Consider the following 22,717-nt stretch of genomic DNA (forward strand, 5'->3'; position numbering starts at 1 on the left):
GCATCGCAGTAGGGGGCTCCGATGGGACCGCTGATCGCCCCGTCGATCCTGTCCGCCGACTTCGCGCGGCTCGCCGACGAGGCGGCCGCCGTGCGCGGCGCGGACTGGCTGCACGTCGACGTGATGGACAACCACTTCGTGCCGAACTTGACCATCGGCCTGCCGGTGGTGGAGGCCCTGCTGGCGACCACGAAGATCCCGATGGACTGCCATCTGATGATCGAGGATCCGGATCGCTGGGCGCCGCCGTACGCCGAGGCCGGCGCCTACAACGTCACCTTCCACGCCGAGGCCACCGACAACCCCGTCGGCGTGGCCCGCGACATCCGCGCGGCCGGCGCCAAGGCCGGGATCAGCGTGAAGCCCGGCACCCCGCTGGAGCCGTACCTGGAAATCCTGCCGCACTTCGACACCCTGCTGATCATGTCGGTCGAGCCGGGCTTCGGCGGGCAGGACTTCATCCCCGAGGTGCTCGGCAAGGTCCGCACCGCGCGCAAGATGATCGACGCCGGGGAGCTGACGATCCTGGTCGAGATCGACGGCGGCATCAACGAGGACACCATCGAGCAGTCCGCCGAGGCGGGCGTCGACTGCTTCGTCGCCGGGTCGGCGGTGTACGGGGCGCAGGACCCCGAGGCCGCGGTCGAGGCGTTGCGCCGCCAGGCCGCCGCCGCGTCGCCGCACCTGCGCGCATGAACCAGCCCCAGTCGGTCAACAGCCTCGACGCGGCCATGCGCCTGGCGATCGAGCACTCCTACCAGGTCAAGGGCACCACCTACCCGAACCCTCCCGTCGGGGCGGTCATCGTCGACCCCGAGGGCCGGGTCGTCGGTGTCGGCGCCACCGAGCCCGCCGGCGGCGACCACGCCGAGGTGCTGGCGCTGCGCCGGGCGGGCGGCCTGGCCGCCGGCGGCATCGCCGTCGTCACCCTCGAGCCCTGCAACCACTACGGCAAGACGCCGCCCTGCGTGAACGCCCTCATCGAGGCCCGGGTGGGCACGGTGGTCTACGCCGTCGGCGACCCGAACGCGATCGCGGGCGGCGGCGCGGGCCGGCTGCAGGCCGCCGGCGTGCAGGTGCGCTCCGGGGTGCTGGCCGACGAGGTGGCCGCCGGGCCGCTGCGCGAGTGGCTGCACAAGGTGCGCACCGGGCTGCCGCACGTGACGTGGAAGTACGCCAGCAGCGTCGACGGGCGAAGCGCCGCCGCCGACGGCACCAGCCAGTGGATCTCCAGCGAGGCCTCCCGGCTGGACCTGCATCGCCGCCGCGCCATCGCCGACGCGATCGTGGTCGGCACCGGCACGGTGCTGGCCGACGACCCGGTGCTGACCGCGCGGCGGCCCGACGGATCGCTGGCCGACCGTCAACCGCTGCGCGTCGTGGTGGGCATGCGCGAAATACCGCCGGAGGCAAAGGTTCTCAACGACGATTCGCGGACCATGGTGATCCGCACCCGCGACCCGGTGGAGGTGATCAAGGCCTTGGCGGATCGCACCGACGTCCTGCTGGAGGGCGGACCCACCCTGGCCGGCGCCTTCCTGCGGGCCGGGGCGATCAACCGCATCCTGGCCTACGTGGCGCCGGTGCTCGTGGGCGGGCCGATCACGGCGGTCGACGACGTCGGGGTGCCGACGATCGCGCGGGCGCTGCGCTGGCACTTCGACGGGATCGACCGGGCCGGCCCCGACCTGGTGCTGAGCCTGGTGCCGCAGGGCTAGCTCAGGAGACGACCGCGGGTTCCTGCTCGGGGACCTCGGGCTCCTCGGCGTGCTCGGGACGGCCGACGATCAGCAAGCCCAGCAGCGCCCCGACCACGCAGACGCCCGCGGTGACGGTGAATATCTCGCCGTACATCGCCGCGAACGACGGCAGGATGTTCTGTGCCTGGGCGACCGCGCGGTCGGCCTTGCTCAAATCGCTGGGCAGCGCGCCGTTTTTCTCGTTGAGAATCTGGTAGAAGCGGTACAGCCCCCACGCGCTGAGCGCGGCCACGCCGATCAGCATGCCGGTCATCCGGGACACCACCACCGCCGCCGAGGCGATGCCGTGCTCGGCCGCCGGGACGACCCGCAGGGCCGCCGACGTCAGCGGCCCGATCACCAGTCCGAGCCCGAACCCCGCGATCAGCAGGTCGTTGTTGACCGCCACGCCGCCGATGAGCAGGTCGTTGTTCATCGCGGGCATCGAGAACAGCCCGAAGAAGCTGTGCCGGTAGTGGGGCAGGTCGACGGGCCAGTGCGAGATCAGCAGGTAGCCGCCCGCGGCGATGAGCAACCCGACCAGGGCGACGGCGCGGTCGCCGACCCGGGTGGCGATGAAGCCGCCCAGCAGCGCCCCGATCGGCAGCGCGATCAGAAACGACGTCAGCATCCCGGCCGCCTTGGCCTGGTCCAGGCCCATCACGCCCTGACCGAACAACTCCACGTCGACCAGGGTCACCATCAGCGCGGCGCCGGCGGCGAAGGACGCGCCCATGGCGGCCAGGAAGGGCCGGAACTGCACGCCCGCCGGGTTGATCAGCTTGGTCCGCGCGAAGCGTTCCCACAGCAGGAAGACGATCCCGAAGGCGACCGCCGCGATCACCAGCGGCAGCCCGTAGCTGGGCAGCGCCTGCTGGCCGTTCGGGTTCGGGTTGTACAGACCGATGACCGCGAAGCCGAGGGTGGCGGCCAGCAGCAGGCCGCCGACGACGTCGATCTTCTCCGGCGCCTCGCTGCGGTCGTGCGAGGGCAGGCTGATCTGGATCAGCGCCATGGCGACCAGCGTCAGCGGGACGTTGATCCAGAACACGTCGCGCCAGTCGCGCAGCAGCCAGACGATGAAGATGCCGTACAGCGGGCCCAGCACGCTGCCCAGTTCCTGGGCGGCGCCGATGCCGCCGAGCACGGCCGCGCGGTTGCGCTGCGCCCACAGGTCGGCGCCCAGCGCCAGGGTGACGGGCAGCAGCGCGCCGCTGGCGACGCCCTGGATGGTGCGGCCCGCGATCAGCACGTGCAGGCTCGACACGTGGAAGTTCTGGATCGGGTAGCCGAGGATCACCAGGTCGCGCAGGGGGTGGCCCATGAACTCCGCGCTCATGCTGGACGGGTCGAAGTTGCCGACCTGCACCGCCAGCGCGGTGACGACCGAGCCGACCATGAACGCCGCCAGGCTGACCTGCAGCAGCCGCTTGCGGCCGAACCGGTCGGACGCCTTGCCCAGCAGCGGCATGGCCGCGATGTAGCCCAGCAGGTACATCGTGACGATCGGGGTGATGCGCTGGAGCTGGTTAATCGGGATGCCGACGTCGTGCATGATGTCGCGCATGATGGTGACCACGACGTAGGCGTCGAGGGCACCGAGCAGCACCGCCAGGCTGCCGGCGCCGATCGCTACCCGGCGTCCCGCGAGCCGCCTCATGAGCCCGCGGGCTTGTTGATCTGCATCGGCTTGTTCCAGTTCGACACGGTCATCTGGACGCTGTTGCCCTGGCTCTGCTGGAGGCTGATCTGGGCCAGCTCGTGGTCGCCGGACTCCACCACCCACACCGTGGCCGGCACCGGCGCGGTCGCCTTGAACGGGGACACGATCTTGTTCACCGCGTCCGCCGAGACGTGGCCGCTGATGCGCACGGCCGTCTGGCCGCTGATCTGGTCGCGGCCCTCCGACTTGGCGTCGGTGAAGTTCGCCAGCACGTTGGCCACCCCGGTGTCGGGGTTCAGCAGCGCCGACGGGTCGTACACCTGGGAGGCGGGACCGACGTCGGTCATCGTCTTGTCGCCGGGGTTCAGCGCGTTGGTATAGAGGTCACCGCCGACGACGACGAAGTCGGCGCTGATGTCCTGCCCGAGGTACGTGAGCTGGGCGTTGCCCTGCGCCGCGGTGCTCGGCTGCGTGGTCAGGTCGCCGGACAGGTTCTTGACGGGCAGCCCGGCGATCTTGCCGGTCACCGTGAGCACCAGGTGCGCGCTCTTCAGGTTCTTGGTGGCGTCGGTGGCCTGCTTCACCAGCGTCCCGCCGTCGGGCAACGGGCCGCCGCTCTTCGACGAGCTGAACGAGCAGCCGGCCACCAGGGCGGCGGCGAGGCCCAGGAAGGCAAGGACTACCGAGAGACGACGGGGGTTTTGCATACCCTGCATCGTAGAGGGTGCCGCGGGGCGGCCCGGGGAACGCGGCGCGCGCTGGGCCCCGCATCGGCCGATTAACCTGGTGCAATGTTCACCGGAATTGTCGAGGAACTGGGGGAGGTCACGGGCCGTGAGGCCCTCGCCGACGCCGCGCGGCTGACCATTCGCGGGCCGGTGGTGACCGCCGACGCCGGGCACGGCGACTCGATCGCCGTCAACGGGGTGTGCCTGACCGTCGCCGAGCTGCTTCCGGACGGCCGGTTCACCGCCGACGTGATGGGCGAGACCCTGAACCGGTCCAACCTCGGTGACCTGCGGGTGGGCAGCCCGGTGAACCTCGAGCGCGCCGCGGCCGTCAACAGCCGGCTCGGCGGGCACATCGTGCAGGGCCACGTCGACGGCACCGGCCGGGTGATGGCCCGGACGCCCTCGCAGCACTGGGAGGTGGTGCGGATCGAGCTGCCCGCCCAGGTGGCCCGCTACGTCGTCGAGAAGGGGTCGATCACCGTCGACGGGATCTCCCTGACCGTCTCCGGGTTGGGTTCCGACCCGACGGACTGGTTCGAGGTGTCGCTGATCCCGACGACGCGCGAGCTCACCACCCTGGGCGCGGCCCCGGTCGGGACGCAGGTGAACCTCGAGGTCGACGTCATCGCGAAGTACGTCGAGCGGTTGATGGCGCGCTAGGCGCCGAGGAGCGCGCGAGCCTCGGTCATCGACAGCATGAGGTGCAGCGGGTCCGTCGGGGATGGTTCGAAGTCGAAGTGTGCGTAGAACGCGCGCGCGCGGTCATGCAGCGCATGCACCAGAATCGCCCGAACTCCAATCGAGTCGGCGGCCGCGACGCAACGTGTGATCGCGTCACGCAGCAGTTGCCCGCCCAGCCCGGCGCCCTGCTCTTTGCGATCGACCGCGAGCCGCGACAACAGAATCACCGGCACCGGGTCAGGCATGTTGCGCCGCACCCGGCCCGGCGCGTCGCCGCGCATCACCGACCCGGACGCCAACGCGTAATACCCGACCACCCGTCCTTCGCGGCAGGTCACGAAGCAGCGGGACGCGCCGTGCACATGGTTGGCCAGCGCGCGCCGGCGCAGGTATCGATCGAGGCTCGGCTCTCCGCTATCGAAGTCAGCGATGTCGTCAGCCCCGCTGATCGGTCGCGGTGCGCTGTAGCCGCTCACGTCCCCCTCTTCGATTTGGGATCGAAGAGGGAGGGCTCGGAGAACAACTTCTCAAGTCGAGGCTTGTGCGTGACGGGTTGGTCCAGCTTCACGACGAACTGCGTCCATGCCGCGTCGTCGAGCACGAACAGCCGGCGGTCGGCGAGCACGTCGCGGGCGCGCGCCAACGCCGCAGTGATCGTGAAAGTGGTGAGGTCGGTCCCCTCGATCTCGGCGGCACGACGAATAAGCGCGTTCTGCTCCGGAGTCAGACGCGCTGCAAGACGCTCTGTCTTTCGGTCGGCGGCCATGGGCTTTATTGTGTGCCCAATGGGCGTACAAGTCAACGGCATGCCGACCGCCTCCCGCTCAGTAAGCAGTGGCAATAACCGGGGCGCCCCGGTGGTTCATACTGGATGCAACACTTGGGCCTTTCACGATCGGCCCCTACGACAGCAAGGCAGCACAGATGACGAGGTTGGACTCCGTCGAGCGGGCGGTTGCCGACATCGCGGCCGGCAAGGCCGTCGTCGTCATCGACGACGAGGATCGCGAGAACGAGGGCGACCTCATCTTCGCCGCCGAGAAGGCCACCCCGGAGATGGTGGCCTTCATGGTCCGCTACACCTCCGGATACCTGTGCGTCCCGTTGGACGGCGCGATCTGCGACCGGCTCGGGCTGCTGCCCATGTACGCGGTGAACCAGGACAAGCACGGCACCGCCTACACCGTCACCGTCGACGCGAGAATCGGTGTGGGAACCGGGATCTCGGCGTCCGACCGGGCCACCACGATGCGGTTGTTGGCCGATCCGGCGGCCGTCGCCAACGATTTCACCCGCCCCGGTCACGTGGTTCCGTTGCGCGCCAAGGACGGTGGCGTGCTGCGCCGGCCCGGCCACACCGAGGCCGCGGTGGACCTGGCCCGGATGGCGGGGCTGCAGCCGGCGGGGGCGATCTGCGAGATCGTCAGCCAGAAGGACGAGGGCTCGATGGCCCAGACCGACGAGCTGCGGGTCTTCGCCGACGAGCACGACCTGGCGCTGATCACGATCGCCGACCTGATCGAGTGGCGGCGCAAGCACGAGAAGCACATCGAGCGGATCGCCGAGGCGCGGATCCCGACCCGCCACGGCGAGTTTCGCGCCATCGGTTACGCCAGCATCTACGAGGACGTCGAGCACGTGGCGCTGGTCCGCGGCGAGATCGCCGGGCCCAACGCCGACGGCGACGACGTGCTGGTCCGGGTGCACTCCGAATGCCTGACCGGTGACGTGTTCGGTTCGCGCCGCTGCGACTGCGGGCCGCAGCTGGACGCCGCGATGGCGATGGTCGCGCGCGAGGGCCGCGGTGTGGTGCTGTACATGCGCGGCCACGAGGGCCGCGGCATCGGCCTGATGCACAAGCTGCAGGCCTACCAGCTGCAGGACGCCGGCGACGACACCGTGGACGCCAACCTCAAGCTCGGATTGCCCGCCGACGCACGAGATTACGGGATCGGCGCGCAGATACTGGTCGACCTCGGGGTGCGCTCCATGCGGCTGCTGACCAACAACCCGGCGAAGCGCGTCGGGCTGGACGGGTACGGGCTGCACATCATCGAGCGGGTGCCGCTGCCGGTGCGCGCCAACGCCGAGAACATCCGCTACCTGATGACCAAGCGCGACAAGATGGGCCACGACCTGGTCGGCCTGGACGACTTCCACGAATCCGTGCACCTGCCGGGCGAATTCGGCGGGGCCCTGTGAGTCCTGCCGCCGGCGTGCCGGAGGTACCGGCGCTCGACGCGTCCGGCCTGCGGCTGGCGATCGTCGCGAGCACCTGGCACAGCGAGATCTGCGACGCCCTGCTGGCCGGTGCCCGCAAGGTGGCGTCCGAGTCGGGCATTGACGACCCGACGGTGGTCCGGGTGATCGGGGCGATCGAGATCCCGGTCATCGCGCAGGAGCTGGCGCGCACCCACGACGCCGTCGTCGCCCTGGGCGTCGTGATCCGTGGCCAGACACCGCATTTCGACTACGTGTGCGACGCGGTGACCCAGGGCCTGACCCGGGTGTCGCTGGACGCCTCGACGCCCGTGGCGAACGGCGTGCTGACCACCGACAACGAGGCGCAGGCCCTGGACCGGGCCGGGCTACCGGAATCGGCCGAGGACAAGGGGGCCCAGGCCACCGGGGCGGCCCTGACCACCGCGCTGACGCTGCGTGACCTGCGCGCCCGGTCGTGACTCCGCCGAGCCGCGACGGCTGGGACGTCGAGTTGCGTCCGCACCGCACCCCGCTATTCGTCTACGCCGCAGCGTTTCTGATCGCCGCCACGCACATCGTCGTGGGCCTGCTGCTCAAGATCCGCTCCAGCGGCGTGATCTTTCACACCTCCGACCAGGTGGCGATCGCCATCCTCGGCCTGGTGATCGCCGGCGGCGTGCTGTTGTTCGCGCGCCCGCGGCTGCGGGTGGGCCCAGCGGGGCTATCGGTGCGAAACCTCTTCGGCGACAAGCTGATTCCGTGGCCGGACGTGGTCGGCGTGTCGTTTCCCGCCGGCAAGCGGTGGGCGCGTATCGACCTGCCCGACGACGAGTACATCCCGTTGATGGCGATCCAGGCCGCCGACAAGGAGCGGGCCGTCGAGGCCATGGACACCGTGCGGTCGCTGCTCGCGCGCTACCGCCCGGATGCGTCAGACGTCGAAGAATAGCGTCCCGACGTTGGTGGGGGAGTACGAGAGGTAGATCGGGATTTTCTCGAACACCAAATTCCCGGTGTTGAAGTTGTCGGTCGCCGCGACGACTACCGGGGCGTTGGGGCTGGCACCGACCGTCTCCTGGTAGATCCCGACGCCGCCGGTCGTCGAGACCGTGAGGGTGGTGCCCTGTGGCACATAGCCGTTCACCGAACCGGTGCCGACCGAGGACGGGACGTCCCCCCACAGGCCGCCGGAATCGACGAACGCGTTGGTGACGGTCACGGGGGTCCCGCCGTTGACCGACACCCTCAGGTTGGTGACGGGCGCCCCGGCCGCCGAGGTGCCCACGGTCAGCGGGTTGGCGCCGAACTGCGCCGTGCCGGCGGGCTCGTTGATCAGCACCCCCTGGTTGAGGGTGCCCGGCAGGGACTGCACGGGGTTGGTGCTTAACGGGCCGACGCCCACCGTGCCCACCCCGCCGTACCCCACGCCGAGAACCGGCAGCCCCTCGGAGGCAGGCAAATTCGTCGACACGCCGTTCTGGGTCTGGATCACGGAGGTGATGACCGCAACCGTGGTCGGCTGGGTGATGATCCCGTTGCCGAAGTTCACCGTCGCCGAATATGTCGTGTAGGTCTCCTGCAACGTGTTTGCGCCTTCGCCGTACGTGACGGTGTGCGTCCCGGTGGGCGCGCCCAGGGTCGCGAAGTTGACGTCCTGGGGAGGCACCACCAGGCCCTTGGATCCGGTGTCGAGGACCACTTGCGAAGTGGGTCCGCCGGCGATGGACACGTTCACGTACGGCCGGTTGATCTGCTGGTCCACGGTCACCGGGATGGTGGGGTCGCCGCCGCTGGCGCCGGCGGCCCCGTGCGCGCCCAACAGGGGAGCGGAACCCCCGGGGCCGCCGGGACCACCCGCGACCCCGCCCGGGCCGCCGGACACCCCGCCGGTCCCGCCCGGGCCGCCGTTGCCGATCAGCAGCCCGCCGCGGCCACCGGCACCGCCGATGCCCCCGAGCTCGCCGCCCATCCCGCCGTGGCCGCCGTCGCCGAACAGCAGCGCGCTGCCCCCGACACCGCCCGTGCTGAACGGCCCGCCGATGCCGCCCCAGCCGCCGTTGCCCCACAGCAACCCGCCGGTGCCCCCGGCCCCGCCGGGCGCGCCCCAGCCGCCCATGCCGCCGGGGCCGCCGGAGCCGATCAGCCCGGCCGGACCGCCCGGCCCGCCGGCCAACCCGGACGCGCCCGACCCGCCGGCGCCGCCGCTGCCGAGCAGGATGCCGCCCGCCCCGCCGGCCTGCCCGGTCCCCGGTGCCCCGTTGGCGCCGTTGCCGATCAGTGGCCGCCCCACCAACACCTCGGTGGGCAGGTTGATCACGCCCAGCGCGTCTTCCACCAGGGTGACGAGCGGGGACGTGCCGGCGGCCTCGGTGGCCGCGTACGCGCCCGCGCTGCCGGCCAGCGCCCGCACGAACTGGGTGTGAAACGCCTCCGCCTGCGCGAGGAGCGCCTGGTACTGCTGGGCCTGGCCGGAAAATACCGCCGCGACGGCCGCCGATACCTCATCGCCGGCGGCGGCCAGCACCCCGGTGGTCGAGACCGCGGCCGCCCGGTGGGCCGCCGCCATCGACGAACCGATCCCCGCGATATCGGCGGCCGCTTCCGTGACCAGTCCGGGCGCCGCGACCACAAACGACATCTGCGGATCGTAGCCCTCGCCAACAGGGAATTTGCGGTTTTGACGGGTCAGGCGTCGGGCTCGTCGGCGGCGGGATTCCAGGTGCTCGGCGTCATCGGCGCGGTGCCGGCCAGCGCGGTCAACCCGGCCGCCGGTTCGGCTCCGGCCCGGTGCGCGGTGCCGGCGAACCCCAGCGGGCCCGCGCCCTGATCGGAAGCCGTGACGGGGTCCAGGTACTCGTGGCGGTGCCCCCGGTCGACCAGTCCGGTGCGGTGACGTCGTCGCCGCGCCCGTTCCTCCGTGGCCGCGCCAGCCGTCGCCGCGGCCGCATCGGGCTGCGCGACGCCGCGCCTGACGCCGGCGCCGACGCGCATCGGCGCGCCGGAACCGACGCCGGGAGGGCCGACCAGGTAGGGGTAACCGAAACTTTCGGCGCCGACGGGGGTGGGCGGCGGTGGCGGCGCGGCGCCGGGTGCCGGGGCCGCGGCGGACACGGGAGCGGGCGCCGGCGCCGGCGCGGCCGCCGCGGCGGGTGCGCCAAGGGTCGGGGACATCCCGGCCACCGGCCCGATCTGAGACGGAGCCGGCGCGGCCACCCCGGGGGCGGCGGGCATCGGGGCGGGCGCGACCCCGGACAGCCCGGCCAGCCCGGCCGCCCCCGCGAAACCCCCCAGGAACGCGGGAGCGATCAGGCCGGCCGAAAGCTCCGCCAATTGCGTCAACTGCGGGGCGAACGTCAGATAGACCTCGCCCGACCAGCGGGGGATCCAATACGTCACCGTGCTGTAGAGCACCTGACCGTTGGCCGAATTCGGGTTCGTCAACTCGTTCTCGAACGCGGTGATGACTTTGCCAATGCGCTCCGTCCACCAGTTCGGATCGGTGGGGCCCGGGCCTTCGTCGTGGCTGCCGCCGGAGTTGTTGGCGGCGGCTTTCATGATCCGTGGCGCCGGCGTGGTTGGTGGCGTCGAAGCCACCGCGGCGCCCGACGCGGCCTGATAGGTCGTCATCGTGGTGGCCGCCTGGATCCACATCCGCGCGTAGTCCGCCTCGTTGACCGCGATCGGAATCGTGTTGATGCCAAAGAAATTCGTCGCCACCAACACCGCGTGGGTGGCGTGGTTGGCCGCCAGCTCGGCCAGCGTCGGCATGGCCGCCAGCGCGGTCGTGTAGGCCGCCGCCGCGGTCTCGTGCTGTGTCGCCGCCGCGGCGCTGTCGGAGCTGACCTGCATCAGCCACGCCAGGTACGGCACGTGCGCGGCGACATAGGACTCCGCGCTGGGGCCCTGCCACGCCCCGGCCTGCACCGCCGCCAGCAGGCCGTCGAGTTCCTCGGCGGCCGAAGCGTATTCGGCGCTCAGGGAGTCCAGCGCCCCCGCCGCGGAGATCAGCGACTCGATGCCCGGGCCGCTGCTCAGCAGCGCCGAATGCACCTCCGGCGGCGAGGCCATCCAGCTCACCGGGCAATTCTTCACCCGGATTGCATGGTTCCGCAATATCGAACTCGAAAGGCTTCTCAGCACGCATCTGCGGAGAATTCGCTACGACTTCGCCGTGGCAGCGGCTGACGGGCTCTCAGTCGCCGGGCAGCCGGACCAGGAATCCGGCGGCAATCAGGGTGCGCGCTAACTCCGTCTGCTGCGGCGCGGTAAGCCCGGGCAGGTCGCCGACGCGAAACGGCCCGGTGCTCTTCGAGACGAAACGCAGCGCCGCGGCGTGGTCGGCGCCGACGTTGATCGACAACTGGGCAAACCGCAGGGCGGCGCCGCCCTCGTCGGACACCACCCGCGAATACAGCGGTTGGTACTTCGCCACCACGGTTTGCCCGTCGATCCCGGCGGAGTCGCCGATGCGGCCGACGGGTGGGCAGCGGCCGCGGTGCACGAGGACGTCCTCCATCGCGTCGAGGCCCCCGGCGATGACGCTCGGGTCGTCGGCGATCCCGCGCAGCGCCGCGCCGAGGCCGGCGCGCACGGCCTCGTCGTCGAGGTGTCGCGGCGGCAGCCGCGCGTGCAGGCGGTCGTCGCGCAGGCTCAGCGCATGCAGCGCGTGGGTGATGAGGGTGAGCACGGTCGGCGCGTGGATCCCGACGGTCAGGTGGACCGAGGGCTCCGACGCGGTCTCGGCCGCATGGACCCGCCCGCGCGGCACGTAGAGCACGTCGCCGGCGTCCAGGCGCAACTCGTTCGGCAGCGGTGTGTCGCCGGCGACCCCTTCGCGGCGCTGTATCTCGTGTGGCGGCACGGTGGCGCCGTCCGACAACCGCCACAGTTTGGATCCCTGGATCTGCAGGACCAACACGTCGTGCGGGTCGTAATGCGGCTCGAAGCCGGTGGATTCGGGCGGCGTGAGGTACGCGTTGACCCGCGTGGGGAAGTTCAGCTCGACTTCGACGGCGTGGGACAGCGTGGCGATCGCGCGAACGTATTGCTCGAGCCCGTTGAGGACGACCGTGTAGCCGTCGGCGAAGGCGCCGCGGACGCGCGTCAGGTCGAGGCTGCCGTCGGGGCAGCGGGGCGCCTCTTGGCCTTCGCCGCCTTGGACGAGGCGCACCGCCGACGGCTCCGGCCGGACGCGCTCGAGCAGCTCGTCGACCGCCGACGGGCCGTGTAGCAGGCCGTCGAAATAGCCGGTGTGGCTTCGCTCGACGTGGTGGTGCGTCACGCCCCACACCTCGTCGAGGAAGGTCTGCACGGACAGCGGCTGGAGCAACCAGCCCAGCGAAGCGGTAACCATGACGCTGTCAGCATCGCAGCCGGCCAAACGGCTTGTCGAACGGGTCGGGGGCGGCTATTAGCCTGGGTACGTGCCAGATCCCGCCACCTATCGCCCCGCGCCCGGGTCCATCCCGGTCGAGCCGGGCGTCTACCGGTTCCGGGACTCTCACGGGCGGGTCATCTACGTCGGTAAGGCCAAGAGCCTGCGCAGCCGGCTGACGTCGTACTTCCAGGACATCTCCGCCCTGCACCCGCGAACCCGGCAGATGGTGACCACCGCGGCCAAGGTCGAGTGGACGGTGGTCAACACCGAAGTCGAGGCGCTGCAGCTGGAATACAACTGGATCAAGGAATTCGATCCGCGCTTCAACGTCCGCTACCGCGACGACAAGTCGTACCCGGTGCTGGCGGTCACCCTCAACGAGGAGTTCCCCCGGCTCATGGTCTATCGCGGCCCGCGGCGCAAGGGGGTGCGCTATTTCGGGCCGTACTCGCACGCGTGGGCGATCCGCGAAACGCTGGACCTGCTCACGCGGGTGTTCCCGGCGCGCACCTGCTCGGCCGGAGTGTTCAAGCGGCACAAGCAGATCGACCGCCCGTGTCTGCTCGGCTACATCGACAAATGCTCGGCGCCGTGCATCGGCAGGGTCAGCGCCGAGCAGCACCGCCAGATCGTGGACGACTTCTGCGACTTCTTGTCCGGCAAGACCGACCGGTTCGCCCGCGACCTCGAGCAGCAGATGAACGCCGCGGCCGAGCGACTCGACTTCGAGCGGGCCGCGCGCCTGCGCGACGACCTCGGCGCGCTGAAGCGCGCCATGGAAAAGCAGGCCGTGGTGCTCGGCGACGGCACCGACGCCGACGTGGTCGCCTTCGCCGACGACGAGCTCGAGGCCGCGGTGCAGGTGTTCCACGTGCGCGGCGGCCGGGTCCGCGGTCAGCGGGGCTGGATTGTCGAAAAGTCCGGGGACCCAGGCGATTCCGGCGAGGAGCGGTTGGTCGAGCAGTTCTTGACCCAGTTCTACGGCGAGCAGGCCGAGCTGGGTGGCGCCGCCGACGAGGCCGCCAACCCGGTGCCGCGCGAGGTGCTGGTGCCGTGCCTGCCGTCCAACTCCGACGAGCTCACCAGCTGGCTGACCGGCCTGCGCGGGTCGCGGGTCGCTTTACGGGTGCCGCGCCGCGGCGACAAGAAGGCGCTGGCCGAAACCGTGCAGCGCAACGCGAAAGAGGCGCTGCAGCAACACAAGCTGAAGCGGGCCGGCGACTTCAACGCCAGATCCGCGGCGCTGCAGAACATTCAGGACGCGCTGGGCCTGGCCGACGCGCCGCTGCGCATCGAATGCATCGACATCAGCCACGTGCAGGGCACCGACGTGGTGGGCTCGCTGGTGGTGTTCGAGGACGGCCTGCCGCGCAAGTCGGACTACCGCCACTTCGGGATCCGCGAGGCCGCCGGGCAGGGGCGCTCCGACGACGTCGCGTCCATCGCCGAGGTGACCCGCCGGCGCTTCGCGCGCCACCTGAGCGACCAGAACGACCCCAATATGCTTTCCCCGGAAGGCAAATCGCGCCGCTTCGCCTACCCGCCCAACCTGTTCGTCGTCGACGGCGGCGCGCCGCAAGTCAACGCCGCGTCCGGTGTGCTCGACGAACTCGGCATCACCGACGTCGCGGTGATCGGGCTGGCCAAGCGGCTGGAAGAGATCTGGGTGCCCTCGGAACCGGACCCGATCATCATGCCCCGCAACAGCGAGGGCCTCTACCTGCTGCAGCGGGTGCGCGACGAGGCGCACCGGTTCGCCATCGCCTACCATCGCAGCAAGCGATCCAAGCGAATGACCGCCTCGGCGCTGGACTCGGTGCCAGGATTGGGAGAGCATCGCCGCAAGGCGCTGGTAACCCATTTCGGATCGATAGCCCGCCTCAAGGAGGCCACCGTCGACCAGATCACCGCCGTACCGGGGATCGGCGTGGCCACCGCGACCGCCGTCCTCGAGGCGCTAAAACCCGAGCAACCCGAGCAACCGGAAGCCCCGCAATGACGAGCCAGGCCACCGCGGGCATCGACGTCGTCCTGGTGACCGGGCTGTCCGGCGCCGGGCGGGGCACCGCGGCCAAGGTGCTCGAGGACCTCGGCTGGTATGTGGCCGACAACCTGCCGCCCCAGCTGATCACCAGGATGGTCGATTTCGGGCTGGCGGCCGGGTCGCGGATCACCCAGCTGGCCGTCGTGATGGACGTGCGGTCACGGGGATTCACCGGCGACCTGGACTCGGTGCGCACCGAGCTGGCCACCCGCAACATCACCCCCCGCGTGGTGTTCATGGAGGCCTCCGACGACATGTTGGTGCGCCGCTATGAGCAGAACCGGCGCAGCCACCCGCTGCAGGGCGAGCAGACGCTGGCCGAAGGCATCGCCGCCGAGCGCCGGATGCTGGCCCCGGTCCGCGCCACCGCCGACCTGATCATCGACACCTCGACGCTGTCGGTGCGCGGCCTGCGGGAGAGCATCGAGCGGGCCTTCGGCGGCGACACCGGGGCGTCCACCAGCGTCACGCTCGAATCCTTCGGCTTCAAATACGGCCTGCCGATGGACGCCGACATGGTGATGGACGTGCGGTTCCTGCCCAACCCGCACTGGGTCGACGACTTGCGCCCGCTCACCGGCCAGCATCCGGCGGTGCGCGACTACGTGTTGAGCCAGCCGGGCGCGGCGGAGTTCCTCGACGCCTACCATCGACTGCTGAACCTGGTCGTCGAGGGCTACCGCCGGGAGGGCAAGCGCTACATGACGGTCGCCATCGGCTGCACCGGCGGCAAGCATCGCAGCGTCGCGATCGCCGAGGCGCTCATGCAGCTGCTGGGCGAGCAGAAGGCCGACGGGCGGCTGGCGGTGCGGGTGCTGCACCGGGATCTGGGCCGCGAATGACCGGCAACATCGTCGCGTTGGGGGGCGGCCACGGCTTGTACGCGACGCTGTCGGCGGCGCGCCGGCTGACCCCCTACGTCACCGCCGTGGTCACCGTCGCCGACGACGGCGGCTCGTCGGGCCGGCTGCGCAACGAACTGGATGTGATCCCGCCCGGCGATCTGCGAATGGCGTTGGCGGCGTTGGCATCTGACAGCCCGTACGGGCGGCTGTGGGCGACCATCCTGCAGCACCGGTTCGGCGGCAGCGGCGCCCTGGCCGGGCACCCGATCGGCAACCTGATGCTGGCCGGCCTCAACGAGGTGCTGGCCGACCCGGTCGCCGCCCTCGACGAGCTGGGCCGCATCCTCGGCGTCAAGGGCCGGGTGTTGCCGATGTGCCCGATCGCGCTGCAGATCGAGGCCGACGTGTCGGGGCTGGAGGCCGACCCGCGGATCTTCCGGCTGATCCGCGGCCAGGTGGCGATCGCGACGACACCGGGCAAGGTGCGGCGGGTGCGGCTGCTGCCGTCGGACCCGCCGGCGACCCGGCAGGCCGTCGACGCGATCATGGCCGCCGACCTGGTGGTGCTGGGGCCGGGCTCCTGGTTCACCAGCGTGATCCCGCACGTGCTGGTGCCCGGGCTGTTCAAGGCGCTGCAGGCCACCACCGCCCGGCGGGCGCTGGTGCTCAACCTGGTCGCCGAGCCGGGGGAGACGGCCGGCTTCTCGGTGGAGCGCCACCTGCACGTGCTGGCCCAGCACGCGCCCGGGTTCACCGTGCACGACATCGTCATCGACGCCGAGCGGGTGCCGGGCGAACGCGAACGCGAGCAACTGCGGCGCACCGCGACGCTGCTGCGGGCGGAGGTCCACTTCGCCGATGTCTCCCGACCTGGTACACCTTTACATGACCCGGGCAAGCTCGCGGCGGCGCTGGACGGGGTCCGGGCGGGCCACGGTGGTGGTTCACCGGGCTCGGGAGCCCCTTCGGCGACGACCACGAAAGAGCTTCGGGTGGACGGTGAAAGGGGTGACGACGCGTGGCGATGACGACCGAAGTCAAGGACGAGCTGAGCCGCCTGATCGTGAAGTCGGTGAGCGCGCGGCGCGCGGAGGTCACGTCCCTGCTGAGGTTCGCCGGCGGGCTGCACATCGTGGGCGGCCGGGTCGTCGTCGAAGCCGAGGTGGACCTGGGCAACGTCGCCCGCCGGCTGCGCAAGGACATCTTCGAGCTCTACGGGTACAACGCCGTCGTGCATGTGTTGTCCGCCAGCGGGATTCGCAAGAGCACCCGGTACGTGCTGCGGGTGGCCAACGACGGCGAGGCGCTGGCCCGGCAGACGGGGCTGCTGGACATGCGGGGCCGCCCGGTGCGCGGGCTGCCGGCCCAGGTGGTCGGCGGCAGCGTCGCCGACGCGGAGGCGGCGTGGCGGGGGGCCTTTTTGGCGCACGGGTCGCTGACCGAGCCGGGGCGGTCGTCGGCCCTGGAGGTCAGCTGCCCCGGCCCCGAGGCCGCGCTGGCGCTGGTGGGCGCGGCGCGCCGGCTCGGGGTCAGCGCGAAGGCGCGTGAGGTGCGCGGCGCGGATCGGGTGGTGGTGCGCGACGGCGAGGCGATCGGCGCCCTGCTGACCCGGATGGGCGCGCAGGACACCCGGTTGGTCTGGGAGGAGCGCCGCATGCGCCGCGAGGTCCGCGCGACGGCCAACCGGCTGGCCAACTTCGACGACGCCAACCTGCGCCGCTCGGCGCGCGCGGCCGTCGCCGCGGCCGCCCGGGTGGAGCGGGCGCTGGAGATCCTCGGCGACACCGTCCCCGACCACCTGGCCTCGGCGGGCAAACTGCGCGTGGAGCACCGGCAGGCCTCGCTGGAGGAGCTCGGCCGACTGGCCGACCCGCCGATGACGAAAGACGCTGTGGCCGGGCGCATTCGGCGCCTGCTGTCCATGGCCGACCGCAAGGCCAAGGTCGACGGCATTCCCGACACGGAGTCGGCCGTGACGCCCGACCTGCTGGAGGACGCGTAAGCACGCCAGCAAATTGCTGGGCGTGACGGGGGGCGGGGGGTACGGTCGGTTCATGAAACGGCTTTCGAGTGTCGATGCGGCGTTTTGGTCAGCGGAAACCGCGGGCTGGCACATGCACGTGGGTGCCCTGGCCATCTGTGACCCCAGCGAATGCTCCGAGTACAGCTTTGCCCGGCTGCGCGAACTGCTCATCGAGCGGCTGCCGGAGCTGCCGCAGCTGCGGTGGCGGGTCACCGGCGCGCCGCTGGGGCTGGACCGGCCGTGGTTCGTCGAGGACGAGGAGCTCGACGTCGACTTCCACCTCCGTCGCATCGGCGTGCCCGGCCCGGGCGGTCGCCGCGAGCTCGAGGAGCTGGTGGGCCGGCTGATGTCGTACAAGCTGGACCGGTCGCGGCCGCTGTGGGAGATGTGGGTCATCGAGGGGGTGGAGGGCGGGCGGATCGCCACGCTGACCAAGATGCATCACGCCATCGTGGACGGGGTGTCGGGCGCGGGCCTGGGCGAAATCCTGTTGGACGTCACGCCGGAACCCCGTCCGCCGCAACAGGAAACGGTCGGGTCGCTGGTGGGGTTGCAGATACCGGGCCTGGAGCGGCGCGCGGTGGGCGCGCTGATCAACGTCGGCATCAAGACGCCGTTTCGCATCGCACGGCTCGTCGAGCAGACCGTTCGCCAGCAGGTCGCCACGCTGGGCGTCAGCAGCAGGCCGCCGCGCTACTTCGATGCGCCCAAGACCCGGTTCAACGCGCCGGTGTCGCCGCACCGGCGGATCACCGGGTGCCGCGTCGAGCTGGAGCGGGCCAAGGCGATCAAGGACGCCTACGGTGTCAAGCTCAACGACGTCGTGCTCGCCCTGGTGGCCGGTGCCGCCCGCGGCTACCTGGAGAAGCGCGGCGAGCTGCCCGTCAAACCGCTGATCGCGCAGATCCCGGTGTCGACCCGGACCGACGAGGACAAGAGCCATGTCGGCAACAAGGTGAGCTCGATGACCGCGTCACTGGCCACCGACATCGACGACCCCGCCGAGCGGCTCAAGGCCATCCATGAAAGCACCCAGAGCGCCAAGCTGATGGCCAAGGCGCTGTCGGCGCACCAGATCATGGGGCTGACCGAGACCACGCCGCCCGGGCTGCTGCAGTTGGCGGCGCGGGCGTACACGGCCAGCGGGTTGTCGCGAAACCTGGCCCCCATCAACCTCGTTGTGTCCAACGTCCCGGGGCCGCCGTTCCCGCTGTACATGGCCGGCGCCAAACTGGATTCGCTGGTGCCGCTCGGGCCGCCCGTCATGGACGTCGCCCTGAACATCACCTGCTTCTCCTACCAGGGGTACCTGGACTTCGGCTTCGTCACGACGCCCGAGGTGGCCAACGACATCGACGACATGGCCGACCGCATCGAGCCGGCGCTGAGCGAACTCGAGGCGGCCGCCGCGGCGCGCGACTGACTTCTTCCGCCGCGCCTCCTCCCTGCGCCGAGCGTGAAGCTGTGGCGAAAAAACGGCCCAGATTTCGCCGTGAGTGCACGCTCGGCGAAATAGCCCTACTCGGTGTCCGGCGGGCGCGTCGCGTACACCCAAGACAGGAACCGCGCCACCGCCTCCGCGGAGCGGTGCGCGCGCGGGGAGCTGAAGATGTCGAAAGCGTGTTGGGCGTGCGGCAATTCGGCGTAGGCCACCGGGGACTTGGACACCGCGCGCAGCTCGTCGACGAACTCCTGCGCCTCGCCGACCGGGATGAGCGAGTCGTCGGTGCCGTGCAGGACGAAAAACGGTGGCGCGTCGGCGCGTAACCGCCGGATCGGCGAGGCGTCGATGTAGACGTCGCGATGCGTGGCGTATTTGCGCTTCACGACGAACCTTTCGAGCAGCCCGACGAACTCCGGCCGGCCCTCGCCCTCGGTGGAGAACCAGTCGTAGCGCCCGTACACCGGGACCGCGGCGACGACCGAGGTGTCGGCGTCCTCGAAGCCCGGTTGGAAGGTGGGGTCGTTGGGCGTGAGCGCCGCCAGCGCCGACAGGTGCCCGCCGGCCGAGCCGCCGGTGATCGCGACGAAGTTCGGGTCGCCGCCGTAGCGGGCGATGTTCTCCTTGACCCAGGCCAGCGCCCGCTTGACGTCGACGATGTGGTCGGGCCAGGTGTGCACCGGGGACACCCGGTAGCCGATCGACACGCACACCCAGCCGCGGGCTGCCAGGTGGCTCATCAGCGGGTAGGCCTGGGGCCGGCGCATGCCGATCACCCAGGCGCCGCCGGGCACCTGCACCAGCACCGGGGCCTTGCCGTCGCGGGGCAGGTCGCGGCGCCGCCAGATGTCGGCGAGGTTCGCCCGGCCGTGCGGGCCGTAGGACACGACGTTGGTCTTCTCGACGTAGCGCCGCCGCGCCACGGTGTTGCCCAGCGGCAGGTTGCGCCGCCCGCGGCGGGTGGGCTCGCTCTGCGGCAGCTTGCTCAGCGCCTCCTCGTAGTCGTCCCCGAGCTGCTCGCGCAGGCCCGCCTCCAGCACCGGTCCCGGGGTGGTGACGCCGTGATACTTGATGACCGCCAGGATCGCCCACGACGCGGCCGTCAGGGCCAGCGCGGCCTTGCCCCGACGCCCGGCGAAGTCGCCGCGCCGCGCGCGGCGCAGCACGTCGGCCAGCGAGACCGAGAAGTACACGCCGGGCACCTCGGAGGCCGGCCAGCCGAACCAGAACACCAGCACGGTGCTGTAGCCCTTGCGCGCCAGCGGCCGCAATCCGTTGGCGGCGTTGGCCAATTCCAGCGCGGCGCGCCCCAGCGGCCGGGGCTTGCGCAGATCGCGCCACCGCATCAGCCGGTGACCTTCGCGTGCAACTCGTTGCGCAGGATCTTGCCGGTGCTGCCGCGCGGCAGTTCGTCGAGCACGGTGATCTCGCGGGGCACCTTGTAGTTGGCCAGGTTGACGCGCACGTGCTGCTTGAGGTCGTCGGGGGTGGCGGAACCGCCCGGCCCGAGCACCACGAAGGCCGCCAGCCGCTGCCCGTACTGCTCGTCGTCCACTCCGATCACCGCGGCCTCCGCCACGTCGGGGTGCGCCGCGAGGGTCTTCTCCACCTCGATCGGGTAGACGTTCTCGCCGCCGGAGACGATCATCTCGTCGTCGCGGCCGACGACGAACAGGCGCCCGGCCTCGTCGAGGTAGCCGACGTCGCCCGACGACATGAACCCGGCGTGGAAGTCCTTCGTCGTGCCCGAGGTGTAGCCCTCGAACTGGGTGTCGTTGTGGACGTAGATGCTGCCGACCTCGCCTGTGGGCAGCTCGTTGAGTTCGCCGTCCAGGATGCGGATTTGGGTTCCGCCGGCCGGCCGCCCCGCGGTGTCGGGGGCCGCCCGCAGGTCGGCGGGGGTGGCGGTGGCGATCATGCCGGCCTCGGTGGCGTTGTAGTTGTTGTAGATCACGTCGCCGAACTGGTCCATGAACGCGATGACGACGTCGGGGCGCATCCGCGACCCGGAGGCCGCGGCGAACCGTAATGACTTGCAGCTGTACCGGTTTCGCACCTCTTCGGGCAGCTCCATGATGCGGTCGAACATCACCGGCACCACCGCCAGGCCCGTCGCGCGGTGGCGGTCGATGAGGTCCAGGGTGGCCTCGGGGTCGAACTTGCGGCGGGTGACCACCGTGCAGGCCATCGACGCCGCGAAGATCAGCTGCGAAAAGCCCCAGGCGTGGAACATCGGCGCGACGATCACGATGGTCTCCTCGGCGCGCCACGGCGTGCGGTCCAGGATCGCCTTGAGCGTGCCGACCCCGGCGTTGCCGCCGGATTGGTTGGCGCCCTTGGGCGTTCCGGTGGTGCCGGAGGTGAGCAGGATCATCCTGCTCTTGCGGCCGGTGCGCGTGGGCTGCTGGCCGGCGTGGTCGGCGATCAGCCGCTCCACCGTCAGTTCGTGCCGGCCGTCGTTCCACGCCACGATGCGGGTGGCGTCGGGCCGGTCGGCGAACGCGCGGTCCACCGTCGCGGTGAACTCCTCGTCGTAGATGACGGCGTCGACGCCCTCCCGGCCGACCACGTCGGCCAGCGCCGGCCCGGCGAACGACGTGTTGAGCAGCACGACGTCGGAGCCGATCCGGCTGGCGCCCACCACCGCCTCGACGAAGCCGCGGTGGTTGCGGCACATCACGCCGACGACCTTCGGCTGGCCCTTGGGCAGGCCCTGCAGCGCGGCGCCCAGCGCGTTGATCCGCTCGTCGAGCTGCCGCCAGGTCAGCGTGCCGAGCTCGTCGATCAAACCGGGGCGGTCGGGGCAGCGCTGGGCCGCACTGGCGAAACCCACCGTCATGCCCATGCCTTCGCGCCGCATGGCCGCGGCGATCTTCAGGTAGCGGTCGGGCCGCATCGGCGCGATCATCCCGGCGCGCCGCAGGGTGGTGATGACGCCGAGGGTCTGGCTGATCGGATTCATGGCTCAGCCCAGGATCGGGAAACGGCGCTTGGCGGCGAGATCGCTGAGGGCTTGCTGCATCACCGACCGCACGTGCGCGTCGACCTCGTCGACGTCGGGCTCGTCGCCGAATTCCGCGGCGATGTCGATCGGGTCGAGCACCTGGGTGACGATCTTGGTGGGCAGCGGCAGGTTCGGCGGGATCGCGGCGGAGAACCCGAACGGGAACCCGAACGACAGCGGCAGAATGTCGCTGCGCAGAAAGCGTTTCAGCCCCAGCCGCCGGGCCAGCCCGGTGCCGCGGGACAGGTAGAGCTGGGTCTCCTGCCCGCCGATGGACACCGCGGGCACGATGGGCACGCCGGCCTCGATCGCCGTGCTGACGTATCCCTTGCGGCCGTTGAAGTCGATGACGTTCTCCGCCGTCGTCGGCCGGTACGCGTCGTAGTCACCGCCGGGAAAGACGATCACCACCCCGCCGGTGCGCAGCGCCTTGGCCGCGTTCTCCCGGTGGGCCCGGATGTAGCCGGTGCGCCGGAAGAACGGGCCCGTCGGGCCCATGAACAGGATGTCGTGGCTCAGCGTGTAGACGGGCCGGTCGTAGCCGAACTTCTCGTAGAAGTGGGCGCTGAAGATCGGGACGTCCATCGGGAACATGCCGCCGGAGTGGTTGCCGACGACCAGGGCACCGCCCGCCGGGAAGGCGTCCAGCCCGCGCACCTCGGACCGGAAGTAGGTCTTGAGGAACGGGCGCATCACCCCCATCAGGCGCTGGGTCAGGCCCGGATCGAACTTGTCGATGTCCTCGATGTCGGGGATGTCGGGGATGTCGGGGCTGTCGCTGTCGGTCACGTTTCTCCCTTGGGGCTCCGGCGGGCCGCTTCGCCGCGTCGAGTCCCTCGATGGTAGCGAGCGGGCGGAGAGAAACCGCAAGTTCACGGTCTGTTCGTCTGGCGTCGGCCGAATCCGGCGCGTTATGGTTACGCCGGTCTGTCTGACGAGCGGGACGCCCGCTGCGTCGCTGGGCACG

General features: G+C 70.9%; 20 protein-coding genes and 1 pseudogene. 11 read left to right on the plus strand and 10 right to left on the minus strand.

Features of this window, described 5'->3' with window-relative positions:
- Positions 1–21: 21 nt before the first annotated feature.
- The gene (gene rpe, locus AC5Y4Z_RS01375) at positions 22–696 is read left to right on the plus strand and encodes a ribulose-phosphate 3-epimerase (RefSeq protein WP_499960434.1); all 675 of its coding nucleotides are present in this window, start codon (positions 22–24) and stop codon (positions 694–696) included.
- A complete protein-coding gene (ribD, locus tag AC5Y4Z_RS01380) occupies positions 693–1,718 on the plus strand; it encodes a bifunctional diaminohydroxyphosphoribosylaminopyrimidine deaminase/5-amino-6-(5-phosphoribosylamino)uracil reductase RibD (protein ID WP_499960435.1) in 1,026 nt (341 codons plus the stop codon). The genes rpe and ribD overlap by 4 nt, the downstream gene beginning before the upstream one ends.
- A gap of 1 nt (position 1,719) precedes the next feature.
- Here the strand turns inward: ribD and AC5Y4Z_RS01385 are convergent, their stop codons facing one another.
- Together AC5Y4Z_RS01385 and AC5Y4Z_RS01390 are read right to left on the minus strand one after the other, a co-directional pair.
- Positions 1,720–3,399: an MFS transporter gene (locus tag AC5Y4Z_RS01385; RefSeq protein WP_499960436.1), complete on the minus strand. Its 1,680-nt coding sequence runs from the start codon at positions 3,397–3,399 to the stop codon at positions 1,720–1,722.
- Entirely contained in the window at positions 3,396–4,118 is a 723-nt protein-coding gene (locus tag AC5Y4Z_RS01390; RefSeq protein ID WP_499960437.1) for an LppX_LprAFG lipoprotein, read from the minus strand. Before AC5Y4Z_RS01390 ends, AC5Y4Z_RS01385 begins: the two co-directional genes overlap by 4 nt.
- Positions 4,119–4,193: 75 nt before the next feature.
- On the opposite strand from AC5Y4Z_RS01390, the gene AC5Y4Z_RS01395 reads away from it, so the two are divergent.
- Complete coding sequence (locus AC5Y4Z_RS01395; protein WP_499960438.1) at positions 4,194–4,793, plus strand: riboflavin synthase; 600 nt, start codon at positions 4,194–4,196, stop codon at positions 4,791–4,793.
- Here the strand turns inward: AC5Y4Z_RS01395 and AC5Y4Z_RS01400 are convergent.
- Both AC5Y4Z_RS01400 and AC5Y4Z_RS01405 read right to left on the minus strand, forming a co-directional pair.
- Complete coding sequence (locus AC5Y4Z_RS01400) at positions 4,790–5,290, minus strand: GNAT family N-acetyltransferase (RefSeq protein ID WP_499960439.1); 501 nt, start codon at positions 5,288–5,290, stop codon at positions 4,790–4,792. The two genes, AC5Y4Z_RS01395 and AC5Y4Z_RS01400, sit on opposite strands and share 4 nt — an antisense overlap.
- A pseudogene (locus AC5Y4Z_RS01405) lies at positions 5,287–5,625 on the minus strand (type II toxin-antitoxin system TacA family antitoxin); the annotation flags it as partial. The pseudogene AC5Y4Z_RS01405 and the gene AC5Y4Z_RS01400, both read right to left, overlap by 4 nt.
- 113 nt (positions 5,626–5,738) lie before the next feature.
- Here AC5Y4Z_RS01405 and AC5Y4Z_RS01410 point away from each other — a divergent pair.
- Genes AC5Y4Z_RS01410 through AC5Y4Z_RS01420 form a run of 3 tightly spaced genes read left to right on the plus strand, consistent with a single transcriptional unit; the run spans position 5,739 to position 7,965 of the window.
- Positions 5,739–7,016, plus strand: coding sequence for a bifunctional 3,4-dihydroxy-2-butanone-4-phosphate synthase/GTP cyclohydrolase II (locus tag AC5Y4Z_RS01410; RefSeq protein WP_499960440.1), 1,278 nt, complete (start codon positions 5,739–5,741; stop codon positions 7,014–7,016).
- Entirely contained in the window at positions 7,013–7,495 is a 483-nt protein-coding gene (gene ribH / locus AC5Y4Z_RS01415; protein ID WP_499960441.1) for a 6,7-dimethyl-8-ribityllumazine synthase, read from the plus strand. Before AC5Y4Z_RS01410 ends, ribH begins: the two co-directional genes overlap by 4 nt.
- Positions 7,492–7,965 carry a PH domain-containing protein gene (locus AC5Y4Z_RS01420; RefSeq protein ID WP_499960442.1) on the plus strand — a complete coding sequence of 158 codons (474 nt, stop codon included), beginning with the start codon at positions 7,492–7,494 and terminating at the stop codon, positions 7,963–7,965. The genes ribH and AC5Y4Z_RS01420 overlap by 4 nt, the downstream gene beginning before the upstream one ends.
- Here AC5Y4Z_RS01420 and AC5Y4Z_RS01425 read toward each other — a convergent pair.
- The 3 genes from AC5Y4Z_RS01425 to AC5Y4Z_RS01435 all read right to left on the minus strand — a co-directional run bounded on the left by AC5Y4Z_RS01425 (position 7,948) and on the right by AC5Y4Z_RS01435 (position 12,369).
- Positions 7,948–9,654 carry a PecA family PE domain-processing aspartic protease gene (locus tag AC5Y4Z_RS01425; protein ID WP_499960443.1) on the minus strand — a complete coding sequence of 569 codons (1,707 nt, stop codon included), beginning with the start codon at positions 9,652–9,654 and terminating at the stop codon, positions 7,948–7,950. The genes AC5Y4Z_RS01420 and AC5Y4Z_RS01425 overlap by 18 nt on opposite strands.
- 47 nt (positions 9,655–9,701) lie before the next feature.
- Positions 9,702–11,084 (minus strand): PPE family protein, encoded by a 1,383-nt coding sequence (locus tag AC5Y4Z_RS01430; protein WP_499960912.1) that lies wholly within the window; start codon positions 11,082–11,084, stop codon positions 9,702–9,704.
- 124 nt (positions 11,085–11,208) lie between these two features.
- Positions 11,209–12,369, minus strand: coding sequence for a cupin domain-containing protein (locus AC5Y4Z_RS01435; protein ID WP_499960444.1), 1,161 nt, complete (start codon positions 12,367–12,369; stop codon positions 11,209–11,211).
- 70 nt (positions 12,370–12,439) lie between these two features.
- On the opposite strand from AC5Y4Z_RS01435, the gene uvrC reads away from it, so the two are divergent.
- The 5 genes from uvrC to AC5Y4Z_RS01460 are packed head-to-tail and all read left to right on the plus strand — an operon-like array spanning position 12,440 to position 18,728.
- Entirely contained in the window at positions 12,440–14,392 is a 1,953-nt protein-coding gene (uvrC, locus tag AC5Y4Z_RS01440; RefSeq protein ID WP_499960446.1) for an excinuclease ABC subunit UvrC, read from the plus strand.
- Positions 14,389–15,279 (plus strand): RNase adapter RapZ, encoded by an 891-nt coding sequence (gene rapZ / locus AC5Y4Z_RS01445; protein WP_499960447.1) that lies wholly within the window; start codon positions 14,389–14,391, stop codon positions 15,277–15,279. Before uvrC ends, rapZ begins: the two co-directional genes overlap by 4 nt.
- Complete coding sequence (locus tag AC5Y4Z_RS01450; RefSeq protein ID WP_499960448.1) at positions 15,276–16,310, plus strand: YvcK family protein; 1,035 nt, start codon at positions 15,276–15,278, stop codon at positions 16,308–16,310. Before rapZ ends, AC5Y4Z_RS01450 begins: the two co-directional genes overlap by 4 nt.
- Complete coding sequence (whiA, locus tag AC5Y4Z_RS01455; protein ID WP_499960449.1) at positions 16,307–17,284, plus strand: DNA-binding protein WhiA; 978 nt, start codon at positions 16,307–16,309, stop codon at positions 17,282–17,284. Before AC5Y4Z_RS01450 ends, whiA begins: the two co-directional genes overlap by 4 nt.
- A 52-nt stretch (positions 17,285–17,336) precedes the next feature.
- The gene (locus AC5Y4Z_RS01460) at positions 17,337–18,728 is read left to right on the plus strand and encodes a WS/DGAT/MGAT family O-acyltransferase (protein WP_499960450.1); all 1,392 of its coding nucleotides are present in this window, start codon (positions 17,337–17,339) and stop codon (positions 18,726–18,728) included.
- A 95-nt stretch (positions 18,729–18,823) separates the two neighbouring features.
- Here the strand turns inward: AC5Y4Z_RS01460 and AC5Y4Z_RS01465 are convergent, their stop codons facing one another.
- From AC5Y4Z_RS01465 to AC5Y4Z_RS01475, 3 genes are read right to left on the minus strand one after another with little or no spacing between them, the layout of a single operon-like run.
- Positions 18,824–20,092, minus strand: a complete 1,269-nt coding sequence (locus tag AC5Y4Z_RS01465) for an alpha/beta hydrolase (protein ID WP_499960451.1) — start codon at positions 20,090–20,092, stop codon at positions 18,824–18,826.
- Complete coding sequence (fadD12, locus tag AC5Y4Z_RS01470; RefSeq protein ID WP_499960452.1) at positions 20,092–21,708, minus strand: acyl-CoA ligase FadD12; 1,617 nt, start codon at positions 21,706–21,708, stop codon at positions 20,092–20,094. The genes AC5Y4Z_RS01465 and fadD12 overlap by 1 nt, the downstream gene beginning before the upstream one ends.
- Positions 21,709–21,711: 3 nt before the next feature.
- Positions 21,712–22,539: a lysophospholipid acyltransferase family protein gene (locus tag AC5Y4Z_RS01475; protein ID WP_499960453.1), complete on the minus strand. Its 828-nt coding sequence runs from the start codon at positions 22,537–22,539 to the stop codon at positions 21,712–21,714.
- Positions 22,540–22,717: the final 178 nt, after the last annotated feature.

It is taken from the genome of Mycobacterium sp. NGS63, from assembly GCF_059812295.1.

What these genes read in the sequence shown, in the direction of transcription:
- AC5Y4Z_RS01395 (WP_499960438.1), top strand. Translation starts at nt 4,194, where the DNA reads ATGTTCACCGGAATTGTCGAGGAACTGGGGGAGGTCACGGGCCGTGAG.
- whiA (WP_499960449.1), top strand. Translation starts at nt 16,307, where the DNA reads ATGACGACCGAAGTCAAGGACGAGCTGAGCCGCCTGATCGTGAAGTCG.
- AC5Y4Z_RS01390 (WP_499960437.1), bottom strand. Translation starts at nt 4,118, where the DNA reads ATGCAGGGTATGCAAAACCCCCGTCGTCTCTCGGTAGTCCTTGCCTTC.
- AC5Y4Z_RS01430 (WP_499960912.1), bottom strand. Translation starts at nt 11,084, where the DNA reads ATGGCCTCGCCGCCGGAGGTGCATTCGGCGCTGCTGAGCAGCGGCCCG.
- AC5Y4Z_RS01465 (WP_499960451.1), bottom strand. Translation starts at nt 20,092, where the DNA reads ATGCGGTGGCGCGATCTGCGCAAGCCCCGGCCGCTGGGGCGCGCCGCG.
- AC5Y4Z_RS01410 (WP_499960440.1), top strand. Translation starts at nt 5,739, where the DNA reads ATGACGAGGTTGGACTCCGTCGAGCGGGCGGTTGCCGACATCGCGGCC.
- AC5Y4Z_RS01435 (WP_499960444.1), bottom strand. Translation starts at nt 12,369, where the DNA reads ATGGTTACCGCTTCGCTGGGCTGGTTGCTCCAGCCGCTGTCCGTGCAG.
- AC5Y4Z_RS01460 (WP_499960450.1), top strand. Translation starts at nt 17,337, where the DNA reads ATGAAACGGCTTTCGAGTGTCGATGCGGCGTTTTGGTCAGCGGAAACC.
- rapZ (WP_499960447.1), top strand. Translation starts at nt 14,389, where the DNA reads ATGACGAGCCAGGCCACCGCGGGCATCGACGTCGTCCTGGTGACCGGG.
- AC5Y4Z_RS01385 (WP_499960436.1), bottom strand. Translation starts at nt 3,399, where the DNA reads ATGAGGCGGCTCGCGGGACGCCGGGTAGCGATCGGCGCCGGCAGCCTG.
- rpe (WP_499960434.1), top strand. Translation starts at nt 22, where the DNA reads ATGGGACCGCTGATCGCCCCGTCGATCCTGTCCGCCGACTTCGCGCGG.
- fadD12 (WP_499960452.1), bottom strand. Translation starts at nt 21,708, where the DNA reads ATGAATCCGATCAGCCAGACCCTCGGCGTCATCACCACCCTGCGGCGC.
- ribD (WP_499960435.1), top strand. Translation starts at nt 693, where the DNA reads ATGAACCAGCCCCAGTCGGTCAACAGCCTCGACGCGGCCATGCGCCTG.
- AC5Y4Z_RS01450 (WP_499960448.1), top strand. Translation starts at nt 15,276, where the DNA reads ATGACCGGCAACATCGTCGCGTTGGGGGGCGGCCACGGCTTGTACGCG.
- AC5Y4Z_RS01425 (WP_499960443.1), bottom strand. Translation starts at nt 9,654, where the DNA reads ATGTCGTTTGTGGTCGCGGCGCCCGGACTGGTCACGGAAGCGGCCGCC.